At 70.3% G+C, this 18,078-nt stretch carries 21 protein-coding genes; 17 read left to right on the forward strand and 4 right to left on the reverse strand.

Annotation, left to right across the window (positions count from 1 at the left end):
- Positions 1-21 precede the first annotated feature (21 nt).
- Positions 22-204, forward strand: coding sequence for an anaerobic ribonucleoside-triphosphate reductase (gene nrdD, locus PFX98_RS17050; RefSeq protein WP_285231685.1), 183 nt, complete (start codon positions 22-24; stop codon positions 202-204).
- Complete coding sequence (locus PFX98_RS17055; protein WP_285231686.1) at positions 201-911, forward strand: anaerobic ribonucleoside-triphosphate reductase activating protein; 711 nt, start codon at positions 201-203, stop codon at positions 909-911. Before nrdD ends, PFX98_RS17055 begins: the two co-directional genes overlap by 4 nt.
- A 25-nt stretch (positions 912-936) precedes the next feature.
- On the opposite strand, the gene PFX98_RS17060 is transcribed toward PFX98_RS17055, so the two are convergent.
- Complete coding sequence (locus tag PFX98_RS17060) at positions 937-1,329, reverse strand: ribonucleotide reductase subunit alpha (protein WP_285231687.1); 393 nt, start codon at positions 1,327-1,329, stop codon at positions 937-939.
- Between the two features lie 116 nt (positions 1,330-1,445).
- On the opposite strand from PFX98_RS17060, the gene PFX98_RS17065 reads away from it, so the two are divergent.
- The 7 genes from PFX98_RS17065 (at position 1,446) to PFX98_RS17095 (ending at position 8,597) form a co-directional block, all read left to right on the forward strand.
- Complete coding sequence (locus tag PFX98_RS17065; RefSeq protein ID WP_285231688.1) at positions 1,446-1,871, forward strand: c-type cytochrome; 426 nt, start codon at positions 1,446-1,448, stop codon at positions 1,869-1,871.
- Positions 1,872-1,883: 12 nt separating this feature from the next.
- Positions 1,884-3,308, forward strand: coding sequence for a cbb3-type cytochrome c oxidase subunit I (locus PFX98_RS17070; protein WP_285231689.1), 1,425 nt, complete (start codon positions 1,884-1,886; stop codon positions 3,306-3,308).
- Entirely contained in the window at positions 3,305-4,132 is an 828-nt protein-coding gene (locus PFX98_RS17075) for a CbbQ/NirQ/NorQ/GpvN family protein (RefSeq protein WP_425334618.1), read from the forward strand. The genes PFX98_RS17070 and PFX98_RS17075 overlap by 4 nt, the downstream gene beginning before the upstream one ends.
- Complete coding sequence (locus tag PFX98_RS17080; protein ID WP_285231690.1) at positions 4,125-5,093, forward strand: 4Fe-4S binding protein; 969 nt, start codon at positions 4,125-4,127, stop codon at positions 5,091-5,093. The genes PFX98_RS17075 and PFX98_RS17080 overlap by 8 nt, the downstream gene beginning before the upstream one ends.
- 6 nt (positions 5,094-5,099) lie before the next feature.
- The gene (locus tag PFX98_RS17085; protein ID WP_285231691.1) at positions 5,100-6,968 is read left to right on the forward strand and encodes a nitric oxide reductase activation protein NorD; all 1,869 of its coding nucleotides are present in this window, start codon (positions 5,100-5,102) and stop codon (positions 6,966-6,968) included.
- Between the two features lie 75 nt (positions 6,969-7,043).
- Positions 7,044-7,748, forward strand: coding sequence for a Crp/Fnr family transcriptional regulator (locus PFX98_RS17090; RefSeq protein WP_285231692.1), 705 nt, complete (start codon positions 7,044-7,046; stop codon positions 7,746-7,748).
- Between the two features lie 147 nt (positions 7,749-7,895).
- Positions 7,896-8,597 carry a Crp/Fnr family transcriptional regulator gene (locus PFX98_RS17095; RefSeq protein WP_285231693.1) on the forward strand — a complete coding sequence of 234 codons (702 nt, stop codon included), beginning with the start codon at positions 7,896-7,898 and terminating at the stop codon, positions 8,595-8,597.
- Positions 8,598-8,608: 11 nt separating this feature from the next.
- Here the strand turns inward: PFX98_RS17095 and PFX98_RS17100 are convergent, their stop codons facing one another.
- A complete protein-coding gene (locus PFX98_RS17100; protein WP_285231694.1) occupies positions 8,609-10,189 on the reverse strand; it encodes a S8 family serine peptidase in 1,581 nt (526 codons plus the stop codon).
- A gap of 29 nt (positions 10,190-10,218) precedes the next feature.
- Positions 10,219-10,737 carry a hypothetical protein gene (locus PFX98_RS17105; RefSeq protein WP_285231695.1) on the reverse strand — a complete coding sequence of 173 codons (519 nt, stop codon included), beginning with the start codon at positions 10,735-10,737 and terminating at the stop codon, positions 10,219-10,221.
- A gap of 157 nt (positions 10,738-10,894) precedes the next feature.
- Between PFX98_RS17105 and legP the strand changes: the two genes are divergently transcribed.
- The 3 genes from legP to PFX98_RS17120 are packed head-to-tail and all read left to right on the forward strand — an operon-like array spanning position 10,895 to position 13,561.
- Entirely contained in the window at positions 10,895-12,235 is a 1,341-nt protein-coding gene (gene legP, locus PFX98_RS17110) for a Dot/Icm T4SS effector Zinc-dependent metalloprotease LegP (RefSeq protein ID WP_285231696.1), read from the forward strand.
- Between the two features lie 25 nt (positions 12,236-12,260).
- Positions 12,261-13,220 carry an MvdC/MvdD family ATP grasp protein gene (locus PFX98_RS17115; protein WP_285231697.1) on the forward strand — a complete coding sequence of 320 codons (960 nt, stop codon included), beginning with the start codon at positions 12,261-12,263 and terminating at the stop codon, positions 13,218-13,220.
- Positions 13,217-13,561 (forward strand): YbaY family lipoprotein, encoded by a 345-nt coding sequence (locus PFX98_RS17120; protein WP_285231698.1) that lies wholly within the window; start codon positions 13,217-13,219, stop codon positions 13,559-13,561. The genes PFX98_RS17115 and PFX98_RS17120 overlap by 4 nt, the downstream gene beginning before the upstream one ends.
- On the opposite strand, the gene cobA is transcribed toward PFX98_RS17120, so the two are convergent.
- The gene (gene cobA, locus PFX98_RS17125) at positions 13,556-14,365 is read right to left on the reverse strand and encodes a uroporphyrinogen-III C-methyltransferase (protein WP_285231699.1); all 810 of its coding nucleotides are present in this window, start codon (positions 14,363-14,365) and stop codon (positions 13,556-13,558) included. The two genes, PFX98_RS17120 and cobA, sit on opposite strands and share 6 nt — an antisense overlap.
- Before the next feature lie 127 nt (positions 14,366-14,492).
- Between cobA and PFX98_RS17130 the strand changes: the two genes are divergently transcribed.
- The 5 genes from PFX98_RS17130 to ahbB (PFX98_RS17150) are packed head-to-tail and all read left to right on the forward strand — an operon-like array spanning position 14,493 to position 18,074.
- A complete protein-coding gene (locus tag PFX98_RS17130) occupies positions 14,493-14,849 on the forward strand; it encodes a c-type cytochrome (protein ID WP_425334619.1) in 357 nt (118 codons plus the stop codon).
- Positions 14,846-16,021 (forward strand): cytochrome D1 domain-containing protein, encoded by a 1,176-nt coding sequence (locus PFX98_RS17135; RefSeq protein WP_285231700.1) that lies wholly within the window; start codon positions 14,846-14,848, stop codon positions 16,019-16,021. Before PFX98_RS17130 ends, PFX98_RS17135 begins: the two co-directional genes overlap by 4 nt.
- Positions 16,018-17,094, forward strand: a complete 1,077-nt coding sequence (gene ahbB, locus PFX98_RS17140; RefSeq protein WP_285231701.1) for a siroheme decarboxylase subunit beta — start codon at positions 16,018-16,020, stop codon at positions 17,092-17,094. Before PFX98_RS17135 ends, ahbB (PFX98_RS17140) begins: the two co-directional genes overlap by 4 nt.
- Positions 17,087-17,593 carry an Lrp/AsnC family transcriptional regulator gene (locus PFX98_RS17145; RefSeq protein ID WP_285231702.1) on the forward strand — a complete coding sequence of 169 codons (507 nt, stop codon included), beginning with the start codon at positions 17,087-17,089 and terminating at the stop codon, positions 17,591-17,593. Before ahbB (PFX98_RS17140) ends, PFX98_RS17145 begins: the two co-directional genes overlap by 8 nt.
- Positions 17,586-18,074 carry a siroheme decarboxylase subunit beta gene (ahbB, locus tag PFX98_RS17150; RefSeq protein ID WP_285231703.1) on the forward strand — a complete coding sequence of 163 codons (489 nt, stop codon included), beginning with the start codon at positions 17,586-17,588 and terminating at the stop codon, positions 18,072-18,074. The genes PFX98_RS17145 and ahbB (PFX98_RS17150) overlap by 8 nt, the downstream gene beginning before the upstream one ends.
- Positions 18,075-18,078: the final 4 nt, after the last annotated feature.

Here is an 18,078-nt window from a genome sequence, read left to right on the forward strand (position 1 = left end):
CCCAAGCCAAGGAGGCAAGACATGACCCCAAACCAAGCACAGACCGAGCTGCAGGAGCACGAGCGCCAGCGCTGCGAGATCTGGACCCGCGTGATGGGCTACCACCGGCCGGTGGCGTCCTTCAACACCGGCAAGCAGGGTGAATTCGAGGAGCGGCTGTGCTTCCATGAACGGCCGCTGGGCCAGGGCGCGGCCGCGGCTTGAGCGCGGCGCCGGCGGTGGCCGGGCTGACGCCCTTCAGCAGCCTGGACTATCCCGGCCAGCTTGCCGCGGTGGTGTTCCTGCAGGGCTGCCCCTGGCGCTGCGTCTACTGCCACAACCCCGGCTTGCAAGCGCGCGGGCCGGGCCGGCTTGGCTGGGCCGAGCTGCTGGCCTGGCTGGAGCGGCGCCGCGGCCTGCTCGACGCGCTGGTGTTCAGCGGCGGCGAACCCACGCTGGACGCGGCCCTGCCGCGCGCCGCCGCGCAGGTGCGGGCGCGCGGCTTCAAGGTCGGCCTGCATACCGCCGGCCTCTATCCCGAGCGCCTGGCCACGCTGCTGCCCTTGCTGGATTGGGTAGGCCTGGACATCAAGGCGCCGCTGGCGGATGCGGCGCTGCACCGGCGCATCACCGGTGTGCCCGGCGCTGAAGGCGAGGTGGCGCAGAGCCTGGCCCTGCTGGCCGCCTCGGGCCTTGGCTATGAATGCCGCAGCACCATCCATCCGGCGCTGCACGATGGCGCGGCCCTGCAGCAGCTGGCCGAGCAACTGGCCGGCGCCGGCGTGACGCGCTGGGCCCTGCAGATCGCGCGCCCGGACGGGACGGCGGGCGGGGCCGGCGCATTGGCGCCGGTGCCGCCCGACTATCCCGATGCCGCGCTGCTGGCGCGGCTGCGCGGCCGCGTGCCGGGGCTGGAGCTGCGGCGCGGCTGACGAGGCCCCGGCCTCAGCCCCTTCCTCAACCCAGTTGCACCGCCTGCCCCTGCCGGTCGAAGGGGATGAAGCCGCCCAGCTGACCGCTGCGCACCGTTTCCACCATGCGCTGCAGGGCCGCGTCCACGCGCGCGGCGTCGGCGCGGCCGGAGAGCGCGGCGGCGAACACCAGCACCCAGGGCTGGCCCATGCCTTCAGCCTCGGCGGCCAGGGCGGCAAAGCCCTGCAGTTCCGCTGGGTCTTTGTCCACGCACATCAGCGGCTCCAGCTCGCCGCCATGGCCGGCCTCGAAGGCGGCGCGCTCGGCCGGCGTGGCCTCGGGGCTGAGGCTGGCGCCGGCAAACACCAGCAAGAGGCGCTGGGGTTCGGGCTGCTGACGCGCGGCCAGCAGCAGGTCTTCAAAGGTCGAGATATTCATGATGGATGTGATTGGACGCGAGGCCTGTTGGCATTTCCTTATCCCGGTTCAAGGAAATTCCCGAGCAAATCCCTAGGCTACCCACATTCCTTTTTTCTATTCGTCGGAGGCATTCCATGAGCCGAGGCTTCACCAGCCAGATGGCACGCAATATCTTCTACGGTGGCTCGCTGTTCTTCGTGCTGCTGTTTGCCGTGCTGATCTTCGATACCGAGCAACGCATCCCGCAGCGCTCCAAATCCGCTGAAATCACGCCCGCCGTGGTGCGCGGCAAGCATATCTGGGAAACCCGCAACTGCATCGGTTGCCACACCCTGCTGGGCGAGGGCGCCTACTTCGCGCCCGAGCTGGGCAATGTCTACACCCGCCGCGGGCCCGATTTCATCAAGGCCTGGATCAAGGCCCAGCCCACCGGCGCGCCGGGCCGCCGCCAGATGCCCAACTTCCATCTGGACGACAAGCAGCTCGACGACCTGGTCGAGTTCCTCAAATGGACCAATGGCGTGGACACCGAGAAGTGGCCGCCGAACATTGAAGGTTGAGGAGAGACAGACATGAAAACAGCCACTCTCAAGTTCAAATCCCAGTCGGTCGCCAAGCTCTACTTCATGGGCGCGATCGCACTCTTCGTGGGTCAGATCGTGTTCGGCCTGACGCTGGGCCTGCAGTACCTGATCGGGGACCTGATGTTCCCGGCCATCCCCTTCAACATCGCCCGCATGGTGCACACGAATCTGCTCATCGTGTGGCTGCTGATGGGCTTCATGGGCTCGGCCTACTACCTGGTGCCCGAGGAAGCCGAGACCGAGCTCTACAGCCCCCTGCTGGCCAAGATCCTGTTCTGGGTCTTCCTGGCCGCGGGCGCCGCGACCATCCTCGGCTATCTGCTGGTGCCTTACGCCACGCTGGCCGAGATGACCGGCAACAACCTCTTGGCCACGATGGGGCGCGAGTTCCTCGAGCAGCCCCTGCCGACCAAGCTGGGCATCGTGGTGGTGGCGCTGGCCTTCCTCTTCAACATCAGCATGACGGTGTTGAAGGGCCGCAAGACCGCCATCACCCTGGTGCTGCTGATGGGCTTGTGGGGCCTGGCGCTGATGTTCCTGTTCAGCTTCGTCAACCCCAGCAATCTGGTGCGCGACAAGATGTACTGGTGGTTCGTCGTCCACCTTTGGGTGGAAGGCACCTGGGAGCTGATCCTGGGCGCACTGCTGGCCTTCGTGCTGATCAAGACCACCGGCGTGGACCGTGAGGTGATCGACAAGTGGCTGTACCTGATCATCACCATGGCCCTGGTCACCGGCATCCTGGGCACCGGCCACCACTTCTTCTTCATCGGCCTGCCGGGTTACTGGCAATGGGTGGGCAGCGTGTTCAGCGCGATGGAGCCGATCCCCTTCTTCATGATGACCCTGTTCGCCTTCAATATGGTGCAGCGTCGCAAGCGCGAGCATCCCAACCAGGCAGCGGTGCTGTGGGCCGTCGGTTGCGCGGTGATGGGTTTCCTGGGTGCCGGCCTGTGGGGCTTCATCCACACGCTCAGCCCGGTCAACTACTACACCCATGGCAGCCAGATCACCGCGGCGCACGGCCACCTGGCCTTCTACGGCGCCTATGTGCTGGTGGTGATCGCGATGATCAGCTATGCCATGCCGATCCTGCGCGGCCGCGAGGCCAATCCGCGCCGCGCCCAGGCCGTCGAGATGTGGAGCTTCTGGATCATGACCATCGGTATGGCGGTGATGGTGCTGGCCCTGACCGGCGCCGGCATCCTGCAGATCTGGCTGCAGCGCATGCCCACCGAGGGTGCGATGGGCTTCATGGCCACGCAAGACCAGCTGCGCTTCTTCTACTGGGTGCGTGTCGCCGGTGGCGTGCTGTTCCTGTGCGGGCTGCTCACCTATCTGGCCAGTTTCTTCATCGGCGCCGGCGCCGACGAGGATGAGCCGGTGGCGAATGGTCGACTGAGGGCCGCATGATGGAAATGCTGAGCGCGCGCCAGCTCAGCCGGGAACTGCCGGAAGGGCTGCCTTTCTACGCCTCGCAGGGCCAGGAATGCCGGCTCTTCGAGCAGGCCCATGCCAGCCGCCTGCCGCTCTTGATCAAGGGGCCCACCGGCTGCGGCAAGACCCGGCTGGTGGAGCATATGGCCGCGCGCCTGGGCCGCCCGCTGGTGACGGTGAGCTGCCACGACGACCTCAGCGCCGCCGACCTGGTGGGCCGCCACCTGATCGCGGGCGGCGACACGCGCTGGTGCGACGGCCCGCTCACCCGTGCGGTGCGTCAGGGCGCGATCTGCTACCTCGACGAGGTGGTGGAGGCGCGCAAGGACACCACCGTGGTGCTGCATCCGCTCGCCGACGATCGCCGCCAGCTGCCCATCGAGCGCACCGGCGAGCTGCTGGACGCCGCGCCCGGCTTCATGCTGGTGATCAGCTACAACCCCGGCTACCAGAACCTGCTCAAGGGGCTCAAGCCGAGCACGCGCCAGCGCTTCGTGGCGCTGAGCCTGGACTATCCCGCCCCCGAGGTGGAGCAGCGCATCGTGCGCGCCGAGAGCGGCTGCACGGCCGAACAGGCCGCGCGCCTGGTGCGGCTGGCGCAGGCGCTGCGCCGCCTCACCGAGCATGACCTGGAAGAGACCGCCAGCACCCGCTTGCTGGTGATGGCGGCACGCCTGACGGTGGCCGGCCTGACGCTGGGCGAGGCCTGCCGGGCCGCGGTGGTGGATGCGCTCACCGACGATGCCGAGACCGCGGCCGCGCTGGCGGAGGTGGTGCTGGCGGTGGTCGGCGATGCCTGAGATCGTGCTGGCGGCATCGCCACAAGCGCACACGGGCCGCATGGCCCGCCTGCAGCGCCTGCGGCGCGCCACCCAGCTGGGCTTCTTCGCCCTGTTCCTGTGTGCACCGGCGCTGAACCTGCTGCGCTTCGACCTGCAGGAGACCCAGCTCTGGTTCCTGGGCTTCCGCTGGAGCCTGGGCATCGATGCCTTCACGCGCGGCGAGATCAGCGCCAACGAGGCGGCGCTGGCCATCCTGTTGCGCGGCATCCTGCCGGCGGTGCTTTTCGTGGTGGGCTTCATGACCCTGGCCTGGCGCTACGGTCGCGTCTACTGCGGCTGGCTGTGCCCGCATTTCTCGCTGGTCGAGACCCTCAACGAGCTGCTGCACCGCGCCACCGGCAAATACAGCCTGTGGGAGAAAAGCGAGCGCAGCGGCCAGGCCCATGCCGGTTGGTGGCCGCTGTTCCTGCTCAGCGGCCTCTTCTTCGGCTTTGCCTGGTCCATCACGCTGCTCACCTATCTGCTGCCGCCGACGCAGATCTGGAGTGGCCTCGTGCATGGCACGCTGACGCCCAACCAGGCGCGCTTCATCCTCATCGGCGGCGCGGTCTTCAGCACCGAGATGTTGCTGGCGCGCCATCTGTTCTGCCGCTTCGGCTGCGCGGTAGGCCTGTTCCAGAGCCTAGCCTGGATGGCCAACCCGCGTGCCCTGGTGGTGGCCTTCACGCGCGAACGCGCACGCGACTGCCGCGATTGCAGCACCGCCAAGGCCCCCGAGGGCGCGGCTTGCGACGTGGCCTGCCCGATGCGGCTGAAGCCGCGCAATATCAAGCGCCTGATGTTCTCCTGCGTGCAATGCGGGCAATGCGTCACCGAGTGCGAGAGCTCGCATGCGCCGCGCGGCGCGAATCCCAATCTGGAGTGGACCGTGGGCGTGGATGCGCTGCGCGAGACGCTCAAGCAACGCAGGCAGGGCTGATCGATCATGGAAGAGTGGGTCGGCGAGCAATGGCACCGCCTCATCAGCCGGGCGGCCTACCGCGGCTATCCCGAGCAGGCGGTGGCGCTGGCCTCGGTGCAGCGCGCCGCGGCGGTGCTTTACCGCGCCGCCGGCGGCGCCAGCGCGGTGCGCATCGTGCCGGCCGGCCAGGCCCGCGTGGGCGGGCCGCGCGGCTGGCTGCAGCGCATCGCGGGGGCGGGCCAGCGCGCCGCGCGCCCGCGCCTGGATGCCGAGACGCTGGCGCTGCCGCCGCAGATCGATGTGTTCGACGATGCCGGCCTCAACCGCGACCTCTATCTCTGGCTGGCGGCGCTGGCCGCGGCCTTCGAACCCGGCGCCACCTGGGTGATCGCCAACCGCGCCGCCACCGCGCGTGCGCTCGAGCGCTGCCCGGGCCTGGCGCCACGCTACCAGCGCCTGCTCGCCGCGCACCTGGCCCAGCGCCCCGATCCGGCGCGCCTGAACGGCATGGCCGCACGCGCCGAACAGGCGCTGCAGGCGGTGCTGCGCCATGGCCTGGACGGCTCGCCCGAGGGCAAGCTCAGCGGCATCGAGCTGGACGGCATGCAGCTGGCGCCGGTGTGGCTGTGGCTGGAGCCCTGGTCGGAGGCCGCGGCCACGGCGCCGCGCGCCGACACCGGCGAGGGCAGGGCGGGTGACGACGGCGCCAAGCCGCGCCCGCGCAGCACCAACAACAACACGCGCCGGCGTACCCGCCAGCAAGCCCAGAGCTCCGACCGCCCGCCGCTGCTGCTGCCCTCCAAGATCGAGTCCATCCTGACCTGGAGCGAGCATGTGCCGGTGGACCGCGGCACCGACGATGAAGACGACGACCAGTCGGCGGCCGCCGCCGACGACATGGAAAAACTGACGCTGGCACGCGGCCAGCAGACCTCGGCCTCGCGCATCAAGTTCGACCTCGACCTGCCCAGCGCCAGCGCCGACGATCGCCCGCTGGGCCCCGGCGAGCAGCTGCCGGAATGGGACTGGAAGCAGCGCCGCCTGCTGCCCGCGCATTGCGCCGTGCAGACCCTGGTGGCCACGCCGGCCGCGGGCCTGTTCGTGCCGCCGCCGGCGCTGCGCGCCACCGCACGCCGCGTGCGCCGCGGCCTCGAGCTGCTGCGCGCCGCGCCGCGCTGGCAGCGCGGCTGCGCGGATGGCGATGCCATCGACCTGGACGCCTGGGTGCGCCACGCCAGCCAGGCCAGCGATGGCGGCCCCAGCCTCAGCGACCCGGCCGTGTACGCGCGCCGCCAGCGCGGCGAGCGCAGCCTGGCGACGCTGCTGCTGGCCGATCTCTCGCTCTCCACCGATGCCCATGTCAACAACGAGGCGCGCGTGATCGACGTGATACGCGACAGCCTCTATGTGTTTGGCGAGGCCTTGCATGGCCTGGGCGATGCCTATGCGATGCTGGGGTTCAGCTCGGTGCGGCGCGCGCATGTGCGTATGCAGCACCTGAAGGGCTTCGACGAGGCCTGGAAGCCGGCGGTGCAGGCGCGCGTGGGCGCCATCAAGCCCGGCTACTACACCCGCATGGGCGCGGCCATACGCCTGGCAGCCAAGCGCCTGCAGGAGCGCCCCGAGCGCCAGCGCCTGCTGCTGATACTCACCGACGGCAAGCCCAATGACCTCGACGTCTACGAAGGGCGCTGGGGCATCGAGGACACCCGCCATGCGGTGCAGGAGGCGCGCGAGGCCGGCCTCACGCCCTTCTGCCTGAGCATCGACGAGGAGGCGCAGGACTATCTGCCCCATCTGTTCGGCAACCAGGGCTGGGCGCAGGTGAGCCGGCCGGCCGAGCTGCCGCTGCGGCTGGCGGCCGTCTATGCGCGGCTGACGCGGCGTAGTTAAGCCCCTGGTTTGATACGTATCAAGCCCGCCGGCGGCCCGGCGGGCAGACAATGCGCGTGCTTCTGGAGTCTTGCCATGGACATGCGCGCCTTCGACCTGCCGCGATACCTCGCCAACCTGCCGCTGTTCAGCGATCTCAGCGCGCCCGAGCTGCTGCGCCTGGCGGGCGGCTGCCAGCTGCGCCGCTACCAGCGCGGCGAGGCGGTGTTCCATGTGGGCCAGGCCTGCGAGGAGTTCCATGTCACCGTCACCGGCCAGGTCAAGCTGTTCGCGATCTCGCCGGCCGGGCAGGAGAAGGTGATCGAGCTGCTGGGCCCCGGCCACAGCTTTGCCGAGGCGCTGATGTTCACCGGCAAGCCCTACATCATCAATGCCCAGGCGCTCACCGACAGCCTGGTGCTGAGCGTCAGCAAGGAGGCGGTGCTGCGCGAGATCGAGGCCGACTCGCGCTTTGCGCTGCGCATGCTGGCCGGCATCTCGCGCCGCCTGCATGGCCTGGTGCACGATGTGCAGGCCTATGCCCTGCACAGCGGCGTGCAGCGCGTGATCGGCTATCTGCTGCGCGATCAGCTGGTGGAAGACTGCGCCAGCGGTGAGGTCATCACCGTCTCGCTGCCGGTCAGCAAGGCCACGGTGGCCTCGCGGCTCTCGCTCACGCCCGAGTATTTCTCGCGCGTGCTGCACGAGCTGGAGGCGGCGGGCCTGATCGAGGTGGACAAGCGCGACATCCGCATCCTCGATGCGCAGCGCCTCGCCAGTCACTCCTCGGTGGGTGGCTGAGCCGGGCCCGGCGCCATCGTCTGTTCGGATGAGGCGCCTAGTTCTGAAGAACTAGTGGCCGGCCGCATTTGATGCGGATCAAGTCGGCGGGGGCGGGGATGGCAAGAATCGCGGCCATAGAACACGCCATCCACCGGGGAGTCCACCATGTCTGCTGCTGTATTCGATGTGCCGCGTTATCTGGCCGTGCTGCCGCTGTTTGCTGGCCTGCCGGACGCTGACTTGCAAGGTATGGTCCGCGAGGGCGTGACGGCGCTGCGGCTGGAGCGCGGCGCCATGCTGCTGCATGCCGGCGACGCCTGCGACGCCGTGCACCTGGTGGTGACCGGCCATGTCAAGCTCTACACGGTGGCCAGCCATGGCGCCGAGAAGGTGTTCGAGCTGGTGGGGGCGGGCCAGAGCATCGGCGACACCCTGATCTTCAACCAGCAGCCCTACAGCTTCAGTGCCCAGGCGCTCACCGAGGCGCTGGTGCTGCGCGTGCCGGCGGCGCTGCTGACGGCGCAGGTGCGGCGCGACCCGGCGTTCGCGCTGCGGCTGCTGGCCGGCGCCTCGCAGCGCATCGAGGGCCTGCTGCGCGATGTCGAGTCCTACTGCCTGCACAGCGGCGCCCATCGCGTGGTGGGCTATCTGCTCGAGCAGGGCGGCACCGCCGGCCAGGGCTCGGCCGAACCCATCACCGTCTCTTTGCCGGTCAGCAAGGCCAATGTGGCGGCGCGGCTGTCGCTCACGCCGGAGTACTTCTCGCGCGTGCTGCGCGAGCTGGAGGACGAGGGCCTGATCCAGATCTGCCGGCGCGACATCCGCATCATGCAGCCGCGCCGCCTGGCGCGTTACAGCCTGCAGTAAGCGCCAGCGGCTCAGGGCTTCAGCGCCTTGACCGCCTGCAGCGTCTTCAGCGCGTCCACCATGCCATGGCCATAGGCCTTGGAGTGGCCGTTGGCGTCGTAGCTGCCCGGCGGGCCGATCTTCACCGCGCTGCGCTTGAGCAGCGCCGCGACCTGGGCTGGGCTCAGCTGCGGCTTGAGCGACAGCATCAGCGCCGCCAGGCCCGCCACCAGCGGGGTGGCGGAGGAGGTGCCGCCGAAGTCGTTCGTGAACAGGCCGTCCGCGCCACCGGCGGCCACGCTGCCGATATTGAAACCACGGCCCGGCAGCGCGACATCGGTGCAGAAGATGCCCTTGGCGCCGCCGCTGGACGGCGCCACCACCGCCAGCTGCGCGCCGCTGTTGGAATAGTCGGCCTGCAGCCTGGCATCGGTGCTGGCACCCACCGCGATGCAATGCGCATCGGCGGCCGGGTAGGAGACGCGCGGCGCCGCATCGTTGCCGGCCGCACACACGATCACCGCACCGCGGCCGGCGCGGCCCTGGGTGCTGGCGTCGGCGATGGCGGCCTGCAAGTCGGGGCTGCGCGGGCCGCCCCAGGAGCAGGAAATCACATCGGCGAACTGCGCGGCGTAGCGCACCGCATCGGCCACGCGTGCATCGGAGGCGAGGTCGTCGGCATGGAAGATCTTCACCGGCAGCAGGCTGCAGCGCGGCGCCATGCCAAAGCCGCGCGGGCCGCTGCCCACGGCCACGCCAGCGCAGCAGCTGCCGTGGATGTCGTTGCCATTCATCTGGTCGAAGGGCATGCGAAAGCGCTTGGGCCGCGGGTCGAAATGGTCGGCCGCGCTGTCGGGTACGTAGAAGTCGCGCCCCAGCAGGTCGCGTGGCTCCTGCGGGTCGGGCTTGCGCTTGAGGCGCGCCTTCAGCTCGGGATGGTCCACATCCACGCCATCGTCCAGCACCGCCACGGTGATGCTCTTCCTGCCCTGGCTGAGCGCCCAGGCCTGCCTGGCATGCACCATCGCCAGATGCCATTGCGCCTTGGCGGGGCTCGGTGGCGCACTGCTGGCGCAGCGCGTGTATTGCGAAATGAAATTGGGCGTGGCGAATTCCACCAGCGCCTGCTCGCCCAGCTGCAGCGCCAGCTCGATCAGCGCCTCGACGCTGTAGCGCCGCGCCGCGTCGACGACGACGAACTGCTGCGCGTGGAAGGCGTTGCCGCTGCGCTTGGAGAGGCCTAACTTCTTCAGTAGCTGGGCCTGCTGGACGCGCGTCGAATCGGCGCGGAAGCGCAGCACCAGCTCGCGGTAGGCCAGGCGCAGCAGGCCGCTCTCGCCATCCTCGAAGACCGCGAAGCGCTTGCGCGCCATCAGCGCGCCGAGTTCGTCGGCCGCGACGGTCTTGGCGCCCGCGCGCACCGCGCCGTCGCCGTCCGGCGCCGGGTAGTCGAAATGCGCTTGCGCGGCGCGCAGCACGCGGCCCGTGCTCATGGCCGCGTACTCGCGCCCCGAGAGCTTGAGCGCGGGGGCGTCACCCAGGGGCGTGCTCTGCGCCGCAATCGGCTTGAGCGTGACGATGCTGCCGTCGGTGGTCCTGTAGCCCAGTGTCATGGCAAGCTCCTGCGCGGGCGCGCTGATGTTCAGGGGGAACGCTGGTAGGCGCTCTCGGTGTCGAGCCAGGCCGCCGCCACGCCGCTGGCGCCGGCCAGCCTGGCCAGCAGCGCCGGCAGGTCGGCTTCGGCCGCATCGAGCGGGGCGAACAGGGCCTGATTCTGGATGAAGCTGCTGCGGCGCTGCATCCGCAAGCCGAATGAGCGGGCGAACTCGACCAGCTGAGCATCGCTCTGCGCGCCATCAAAGCGCAGCACCAGATCGCCGCTCGGATAGCTGCACAGGCCGGCCTCGTCCTGCAGCACCGGCAGCAGCTGGTAGGCCTGGCCGGCCGCAGCGCGCAGACCCGCCGGCGCTTGTGCGCCGCGCATGGGCTCGTGCAGATGCAGCAGCCAGCCGCCTCTGGCGCTGGCGAGGCGCTCGGCCCGCCCGAACGCCGCCACGGCCGCCGGTAACTCGGGCGATGCGGCCGATGCGGCGGACGCGGCGGACTCGGCGAGCGGGCGCAGCAGCAGGCACTGCGTATCGATCTTGGGTGGTTTGTTCACATGCTGACCATATGCTTGCTGGGGCCAGTCTAGGGCCTGGTGGCCGCCGGACCCCTAACTTCGCAGGGTCGCGACATTGCCATGCGGGGCCAGGCTGCCTATCCTGCCATCGACCCGCGCTGCCAGCGCGAGCGATGTCAACAGGGAGCGATGCATCATGGCGACCAAGAGATCAGCAAGGCGCGGTCAAACTCCGGCCACCACGCCGTCCACCAGCCCGGCCACCACGCAGGATGCCTGCGAGTGCCGTTCCGGCCCACTGGCCGGCAGCGCGCGGGTGCAGGGCTTCAGCTTCAAGAACCGTTGGCTGCACTATGCCGATGTCGATGGCGACGCGATGTTCGAGGGCGACATCGTGCTGGGGCGGGCGGCCGAGCTGGCCGCCGATGCCGCCAACCAGGATGTCACGGGCCGCTTCGGCGTCGGCATCACCGGCGCCAATGTGCGCTGGCCGAATGGCCGCCTGCCCTACGAGATCGATCCCACGCTGCCCAACCAGGCGCGCGTCACCGACGCGATCGCGCATTGGGAGGCGAACACCGCGATCCGCTTTGTGCTGCGCACCGCCGGCAATGCCGCCTCCTTCCCGGACTTCGTGCGCTTCGTGCCGGGCGGCGGCTGCTCGTCCATGGTGGGGCGGCGCGGTGGACAGCAGAACATCACGCTGGGCAGCGGCTGCACCACCGGCAATGCCATCCACGAGATCGGCCACACCGTGGGCCTGTGGCATGAGCAGAGCCGCGAGGACCGCGACGCGCGCGTGCAGATCGTCTGGGCCAATATCGACCCGGCGATGTCGCACAACTTCGACCAGCACATCGCCGATGGCGACGATATCGGTGCCTACGATTTCGGCTCGGTGATGCACTATCCGGCGAATGCCTTCTCGGTGAACGGGCAGAACACCATCGTGCCGCGCAGCGCGCTGCCGGCCGGCGTGGTGATGGGGCAGCGCAGCGGCCTGTCGGCCGGCGACATCGCGGCGGTGCAGGCCATGTACCCCGGCATCGGCAGCACCACCAAGGAGGTGCAGAAGGACCCGATCAGCGACGTCACCATCAAGGAAGTGCGCAAGGATGTGGCGGCCGATCCCACCATCAAGGAGGTGCGCAAGGACCCGACCTCGGACGTGACGCTCAAGGAGGTGCGCAAGGACCCGATCAGCGACCCGACCGTCAAGGAGGTGCGCAAGGATCCGGTGCGCGACCCCATCCCGACGCGCAAGGAGGTGGCGCTGGACAACCCGCGCATCCCCATCCCGATCCCGCGGCCCGGGCCGCTGCGCGGCCCCTTCGACCCCTCGGCCACGCCCTATGTGCTGGCCTCCGGCAGCCGCTATGCGGGCGACAGCGGCGACGCGCTGGCCGAGGCCGCGGCGCAGCTGGAGCAGCTCGCCGAAGCGCATACCCAGGCCCAGCAGGAGGCCGATGCGCTGGCCGAGGCCTACGAGCAGGCGCTGCAGCATTGGCTCAGCCTGCAGGGCGGAGACGGCGCGTGAGGGCGTGCATGAGGGCGGCGCGCGCATGATCGTCGTCGTCTCCTACGAGGGCGAGGATCACAGCGACGCGGTCTGTGCCTGCCTGCAGCGCGCCGGCCGGGAGCTGCTGCGCATCGACCTGGCCGACTTCCCGGTGCGCAACCGCATCGCGCTGCGCTGGCGCGATGGCGCGGCGCCGCAGTACCTGCTGGAGATCGCCGGCCGCGAAGTGGATCTGGCCGCTGCCCGCGTGGTGTGGTGGCGGCGCGTGCGCGGCTTCGATGTCGATCCCGCCATCCTGCGCGGCCAGCACCGCGCCTTTGCCAGCAGCGAGACCGGCCAGGCCGTGCACGGCATGCTCGACGCGCTGGGTTGCGCCTGGATGAACCCGCGCCTGGCCGACGAGGCCGCCCACCACAAGCCGCTGCAATGGACGCTGGCCCAGCAGGTCGGGCTGCAGGTGCCGGCCACCCTGGTCACCACGCGGGCCGAGGAGGCGCAGCGCTTCGTCGCCGAGCAGGGCCTGGGTCAGGTGGTGTTCAAGGCCTTCCTGGCCTCCATCGAGGAATGGCGCGAGACCCGGCTGGTGACGGCCGAGGATCTTGGCCGGCTCGACCTGCTGCGGCTGGCGCCGGTGATCTTTCAGCGCTACATCCCCGGCGTGGACCTGCGCATCACCATCGTCGGCCGGCGCCTGTTCACCACCGAGATCGACGCACGCCACACCTCCTACCCGGTGGACATGCGCATGGTGGTGGGCGAGGGGCGGGCGGCCGCGGCCCAGCTGCCGGCCGACATCGAGGCCAAGCTGCTGGCCCTGCAGGATCGCCTGGGCTTGCGCTACGGCGCCGTCGACATGCGCCGCACCGACGACGGGCAATACCTGTTCCTGGAGGTCAACCCGGCCGGACAGTGGCTGTTCGCCGAGCGCCTCAGCGGCCTGCCCATCACCCAGGCGGTGGCCGACCATCTGTGTGAGCTGGACGGGCCGGCCGCGGGGCCATGACCACCAGGCGCATCAGCGGGCAGCTGCTGCTGCCGGCCCAGACCCCGGCCGCGCAAGGCCTGCGCGTGCGCGTCGAGGTGCGCGATGTGTCGTTGCAGGACGTCGCCTCGGTGCTGGTGGCCGCCCAGGTGATGGAGGGCGTCGCGATCGCGCCGGGCCAAGGCCTGGCGTTCGAATTGATGGCCCCCGAGGTGCCGCCGGGCCGCAGCCATGCGCTGCAGGTTCGGGTGGAGCAGGGCGGTGCGTCGGCCCGCCTGCTGCTGCTCAGCACCGTGGCACAGCCGCTGCCGGCCAAGGGCGAGCTCAGCGGCCTCGAGCTGACCCTGACGCCGGCCTCATGACAGGGCTTGCGCCGCCTGCGGCATCAGCCGCTCATGCAGCGCCGCCACCCCGCCGATCAGCAGCAGCGCCGGCGACTGCACGCCCTCGGCGCGCGCCAGCGCCGGCAGCTCGCTGAGGCTGGCGCGCAGGCAGCGCTGGCCGGGCCGGCTGGCGTGGGCAATCAGGGCGGCCGGCGTGTCGGCCGGCAGGCCATGGGCGATCAAGCGCGCGCTGATGATCTCCAGACCCGCCAGGCCCATATAAATCACGACGGTCTGGTGCGGCCGCGCCAGCATCGGCCAGTCGAGCTCGACATCTTGCTCGGCGCCGGCTTGTGCATGGGCACGCAGATGGCCGGTGGCGAACACCACCGCATCGGCATGATCGCGGTGCGTCAGCGGGATGCCGGCGCAGGCCGCGGCGGCCTGCGCGGCGCTGATGCCCGGGATGGTCTGGAAGGGGATGCCGGCCGCGGCCAGGGCCTCGGCCTCCTCGCCGCCGCGGCCGAAGATATAGGGGTCGCCGCCCTTCAGGCGCAGCAGCGCGCGGCCCTCGTCGCGCACCAGGCGGATCATCAGCGCGATGATGGCCTCCTGGCTGAGATGGTGGTGGCCGCTCTGCTTGCCGACATAGACCAGCTCGGCCTCGGGATGCGCCAGCGCCAGCACCGCGGGCGAGACCAGCGCGTCGTACAGCACCAGCCTGGCCTCGGCCAGCGCGCGCGCGGCCTTCAGCGTCAGCAGCTCGGGGTCGCCGGGGCCGGCGCCCACCAGGGTCACGCTGGGGCTGTTGGCGAAGAAGCGGGGCTCGTCCAGTCGACTCATGATGTCTTGCTCCAAGGGCATGGGCCGATTGTGAAAACAGCGGGCCTGCCCCGTCCTTGAACTGGTTCAAGGACAGCTGAGCTACATCAAGCAAGCATTGGCACATCGAATCGAGAGGTGCTGCGTGATGCGTTGCAATCGGAGCTGGTGCTGGGCCTTGGCATGCTTGCCGGCGCTGCTGTGCCTGCTGCCGGGACTGGCCCTGGCGCAGGCGCCGGCCCCCACCCCGACGCCTCAGCGCCAGCAGCAGCTGCTGCGCATGCTGCAGCAGGACTGCGGCTCCTGCCATGGCATGCGCCTCACCGGCGGCCTGGGGCCGCCGATCCATGCGCAGGCCATGCGCGAACTGCCGCGCGACAGCATCGCCGCGGTGATCTACCACGGCCGCCCCGGCACGCCCATGCCACCCTGGAAATCCATGCTCAGCGCCGCGGAGGCCGAGTGGCTGGCCGGCGTGCTGCGGGGAGAGGAAGTCAAACCATGATCAACACACCCAAGTTATGGGCCGGCCTCGCCACGCTCCTGCTGGCGGCCTGTGCGCAGACACCCATCCAGGGCACCGGCGATCTGGGCCTGGTGGTGGAGCGCGCCAGCGGCAGCCTGCAGCTGCTCAACACCAGCACGCGCAGCGCGCTGGGGCGCGTGCAGGGCCTGGGCGATCTCTCGCATGCCTCGCTGGTGTATTCGCGCGATGGCGCCTACGCCTATGTGTTCGGGCGCGATGGCGCGCTCAGCAAGCTGCATCTGCCCAGCCAGCGCGTGGTGGCGCGGGTGCAGCAGAGCGGCAACTCGATCGGCGGCGCGATCTCGCAGGACGGGCGCTGGGTGGTGGCGCAGAACTACCAGCCCGGCGGCATCAAGGTCTTCGATGCGCAGGACCTCAGCCTGGTGGCCGACATCCCGGCCGAGTACGCGCCCGGCAAGCTCTCGCGCGTGGTGGGCCTGGCCGATCTGCCCGGCCAGCGTTTCATCTTCTCGCTCTTCGATGCCGACGAGATCTGGCTGGCCGACCTGAGCCAGCCGCGCGCGCCGCGCATCAGCAAGTTCAGCCACGTGGGCCACCAGCCCTATGACGCCCTCGTCACCCCGGATGGCCGCCACTACATTGCCGGCCTGTTCGGCGAGGACGGCCTGGCCATGATCGACCTCTGGGCCGCCGAGCCCAAGGTGCAGCGCATCCTGCCGGGCTATGGGCGCGGCCAGCAGCCGCTGCCGGTGTTCAAGATGCCGCATCTGCGCGGCTGGGCGGTGGCCGGGCGCCTGGCCTATCTGCCTGCCATCGGCCGCCACGAGGTGCTGGTGGTGGACACGCAGAGCTGGGCCGAAGTGGCGCGCATCCCGGTGGCCGGCCAGCCGGTGTTCGTGATGGCGCAGCCCGACGGGCGCCAGGTCTGGGTCAACTTCGCCGTGCCCGATTACGACCAGGTGCAGGTCATCGATACGCAGAGCCAGCGCGTCGTGCATGCCTTCAAGCCCGGCAAGGCGGTGCTGCACATGGAGTTCACGCCGCGCGGCGAGGCGGTGTGGATCTCGGCGCGCGACAGCGACCAGATCAGCGTCATCGACACGCGCAGCTTCGCCACCCTCGCCACGCTGCCGGCGCAGGCGCCCAGCGGCATCTTCTTCACCAGCCGCGCGCAGCGCATCGGACTATGAGCAGCCTGGACGACACCGCGCTGGACAGCCGCCTGCTGAACGACTGGCAGCAGCGCTTCCCGCTCGAACCCAGGCCCTACGAGGCGCTGGCCCAGAGCCTGGGCTGCAGCGGCGAGGATGAGGTGCTGGCCAGGCTGCGGCGGCTGCAGGCGGGCGGCAGCATCTCGCGCATCGGCGGTATCTGGAACCCCGGCGCCGGCGGCGCCGCGCTGCTGTGTGCGATGGCGGTGCCGCCGCAGCGCCTGGACGCGGTGGCGGCGCTGGTGAGCGCGCATCCGGGCGTGAACCACAACTACGAGCGCGAGCATGCCTACAACCTCTGGTTCGTGCTCACCGGCCACGACGGCGAGGCGCTGGAGCAGGCCCTGCAGGAGCTGGAGCGCCGCAGCGGCCTGCATGTGCTGCGCCTGCCCATGCAGCGCGCCTACCGCATCAATCTGGGCTTCGACCTGCAGCGGTCGGACCGGGGCGCTTGTGCCGGGCGCGCCGAAGGCGCTTGCCCTGTGGAGCGTGCCGCCGAGGGCGTCACGCGCAGCCGCGCCGTGCCGGTGGCGCGTGCCGACATGGGCTTGGCCGCCCTGGTGGAAGACGGCCTGCCGCTGCTGCAGCGCCCCTATGCGGCCTGGGCCGAGGCGCTGGGCTGGCGCGAGGACGAGGTGCTGGCGCGCCTGGCGCAATGGCTGGCGCAGGGCAGCTTGCGCCGCTTCGGCGTGGTGGTGCGCCACCACGAGCTGGGCTTTGCCGCCAATGCCATGTGCGTGTTCGACGTCGCCGACGAGGCGGTGGACGAGCGCGCCGCCCTGCTGGCCCGCCAGCCCGGCGTGACGCTGTGCTACCGCCGCGCGCGCGGCCCCGGCTGGCCCTACAACCTGTACTGCATGCTGCATGGCCGCGAGCGCGACGAGGTGCTGCACTGGCTGGCCAGCGCGCGCGCCAACGCGGGCCTGGAGAACTGCAGCCAGGCCGTGCTGTTCAGCCGCCGGCGCTTCAAGCAATGCGGCGCGCGCTATTTCCGCTCCGCCGCCGCCGGGCAGGGCAGCGGCATCTTGGAGGCGAATTTTTCTCATGCATGAACCCGACGACACCCCGCCGCTGCCGACGCACCTGGATGCGCTGGACGCGGCCCTGATCAACCGCCTGCAGATCGATCTGCCGCTGCTGCCGCGGCCCTTTGCCGCGCTGGCCGAGGAACTGGGCTGCGGCGAGACGCAGCTGATCGCGCGCCTGCAGCGCCTGCTGGCGCAGGGCACGCTGAGCCGCTTCGGCCCGATGTTCCAGATCGAGCGTGCCGGCGGCCGCTTCGTGCTGGCCGCCATCGCCGTGCCCGAGGCGCGCTATGCGGAGGTGGCCGCGCTGGTGAACGCCATGCCCGAGGTGGCGCACAACTACCGGCGCGAGCATGCGCTGAACATGTGGTTCGTGCTGGCCACCGAGAACCCCGCCGAGATCGCCGCGGTGTGCGCGCGCATCGAGGCCGCCACCGGCCTGCCGGTGCTGGCCTTTCCCAAGGAGCGCGAGTACCACGTGGGCCTTTATCTGGAAGCCCGTGCCGAGGAGGGCTCGCATGTCTGAACAGCCGCTGAGCCGCATCGAGCGCCAGCTCATCGCCGCCACCCAGCATGGCCTGCCCCTGCTGGAGCGCCCCTTCGAGGCGGTGGGCGCGGTGGTGGGCCTGAGCGAGGACGAGGTGATCGCGCAGCTGGCGCAGATGCGCGCGCGCGGCCTGATACGCCGCATCGCCGCCGTGCCCAACCATTACCGCCTGGGCTATGTGGCCAATGGCATGACGGTCTGGGATGTCGACGATGCGCAGGTGGACGAGCTGGGTGCGCGCATCGCCGCCCAGCCCGGCGTGAGCCATTGCTACCGCCGCCCGCGCCATCTGCCGGCCTGGCCCTACAACCTCTTCGCCATGCTGCATGGCCGCAGCCGCGCCGAGGTGGCGCAGCAGGCCGAGGCGCTGCGCGCCCTGCTGGGCCCGGCCTGCCGCGGCAGCGACATCCTCTACAGCACGGCGATCCTGAAGAAGACCGGTCTGCGCATCAAGGAATAGCCTC

Origin of the sequence: Paucibacter sediminis (assembly GCF_030254645.1) — a bacterium.
Lineage (GTDB): Bacteria > Pseudomonadota > Gammaproteobacteria > Burkholderiales > Burkholderiaceae_C > Paucibacter_B > Paucibacter_B sediminis.

Excerpts from the sequence above, each read along its gene's own strand:
- PFX98_RS17065 (WP_285231688.1), top strand. The coding sequence starts at position 1,446 with ATGAGCCGAGGCTTCACCAGCCAGATGGCACGCAATATCTTCTACGGT.
- PFX98_RS17060 (WP_285231687.1), bottom strand. The coding sequence starts at position 1,329 with ATGAATATCTCGACCTTTGAAGACCTGCTGCTGGCCGCGCGTCAGCAG.
- PFX98_RS17075 (WP_425334618.1), top strand. The coding sequence starts at position 3,305 with ATGATGGAAATGCTGAGCGCGCGCCAGCTCAGCCGGGAACTGCCGGAA.
- PFX98_RS17080 (WP_285231690.1), top strand. The coding sequence starts at position 4,125 with ATGCCTGAGATCGTGCTGGCGGCATCGCCACAAGCGCACACGGGCCGC.
- PFX98_RS17100 (WP_285231694.1), bottom strand. The coding sequence starts at position 10,189 with ATGACACTGGGCTACAGGACCACCGACGGCAGCATCGTCACGCTCAAG.
- PFX98_RS17085 (WP_285231691.1), top strand. The coding sequence starts at position 5,100 with ATGGAAGAGTGGGTCGGCGAGCAATGGCACCGCCTCATCAGCCGGGCG.
- PFX98_RS17115 (WP_285231697.1), top strand. The coding sequence starts at position 12,261 with ATGATCGTCGTCGTCTCCTACGAGGGCGAGGATCACAGCGACGCGGTC.
- legP (WP_285231696.1), top strand. The coding sequence starts at position 10,895 with ATGGCGACCAAGAGATCAGCAAGGCGCGGTCAAACTCCGGCCACCACG.
- PFX98_RS17145 (WP_285231702.1), top strand. The coding sequence starts at position 17,087 with ATGCATGAACCCGACGACACCCCGCCGCTGCCGACGCACCTGGATGCG.
- PFX98_RS17090 (WP_285231692.1), top strand. The coding sequence starts at position 7,044 with ATGGACATGCGCGCCTTCGACCTGCCGCGATACCTCGCCAACCTGCCG.
- PFX98_RS17130 (WP_425334619.1), top strand. The coding sequence starts at position 14,493 with ATGCGTTGCAATCGGAGCTGGTGCTGGGCCTTGGCATGCTTGCCGGCG.
- PFX98_RS17120 (WP_285231698.1), top strand. The coding sequence starts at position 13,217 with ATGACCACCAGGCGCATCAGCGGGCAGCTGCTGCTGCCGGCCCAGACC.
- PFX98_RS17095 (WP_285231693.1), top strand. The coding sequence starts at position 7,896 with ATGTCTGCTGCTGTATTCGATGTGCCGCGTTATCTGGCCGTGCTGCCG.
- ahbB (WP_285231703.1), top strand. The coding sequence starts at position 17,586 with ATGTCTGAACAGCCGCTGAGCCGCATCGAGCGCCAGCTCATCGCCGCC.
- nrdD (WP_285231685.1), top strand. The coding sequence starts at position 22 with ATGACCCCAAACCAAGCACAGACCGAGCTGCAGGAGCACGAGCGCCAG.
- cobA (WP_285231699.1), bottom strand. The coding sequence starts at position 14,365 with ATGAGTCGACTGGACGAGCCCCGCTTCTTCGCCAACAGCCCCAGCGTG.
- PFX98_RS17070 (WP_285231689.1), top strand. The coding sequence starts at position 1,884 with ATGAAAACAGCCACTCTCAAGTTCAAATCCCAGTCGGTCGCCAAGCTC.
- ahbB (WP_285231701.1), top strand. The coding sequence starts at position 16,018 with ATGAGCAGCCTGGACGACACCGCGCTGGACAGCCGCCTGCTGAACGAC.
- PFX98_RS17135 (WP_285231700.1), top strand. The coding sequence starts at position 14,846 with ATGATCAACACACCCAAGTTATGGGCCGGCCTCGCCACGCTCCTGCTG.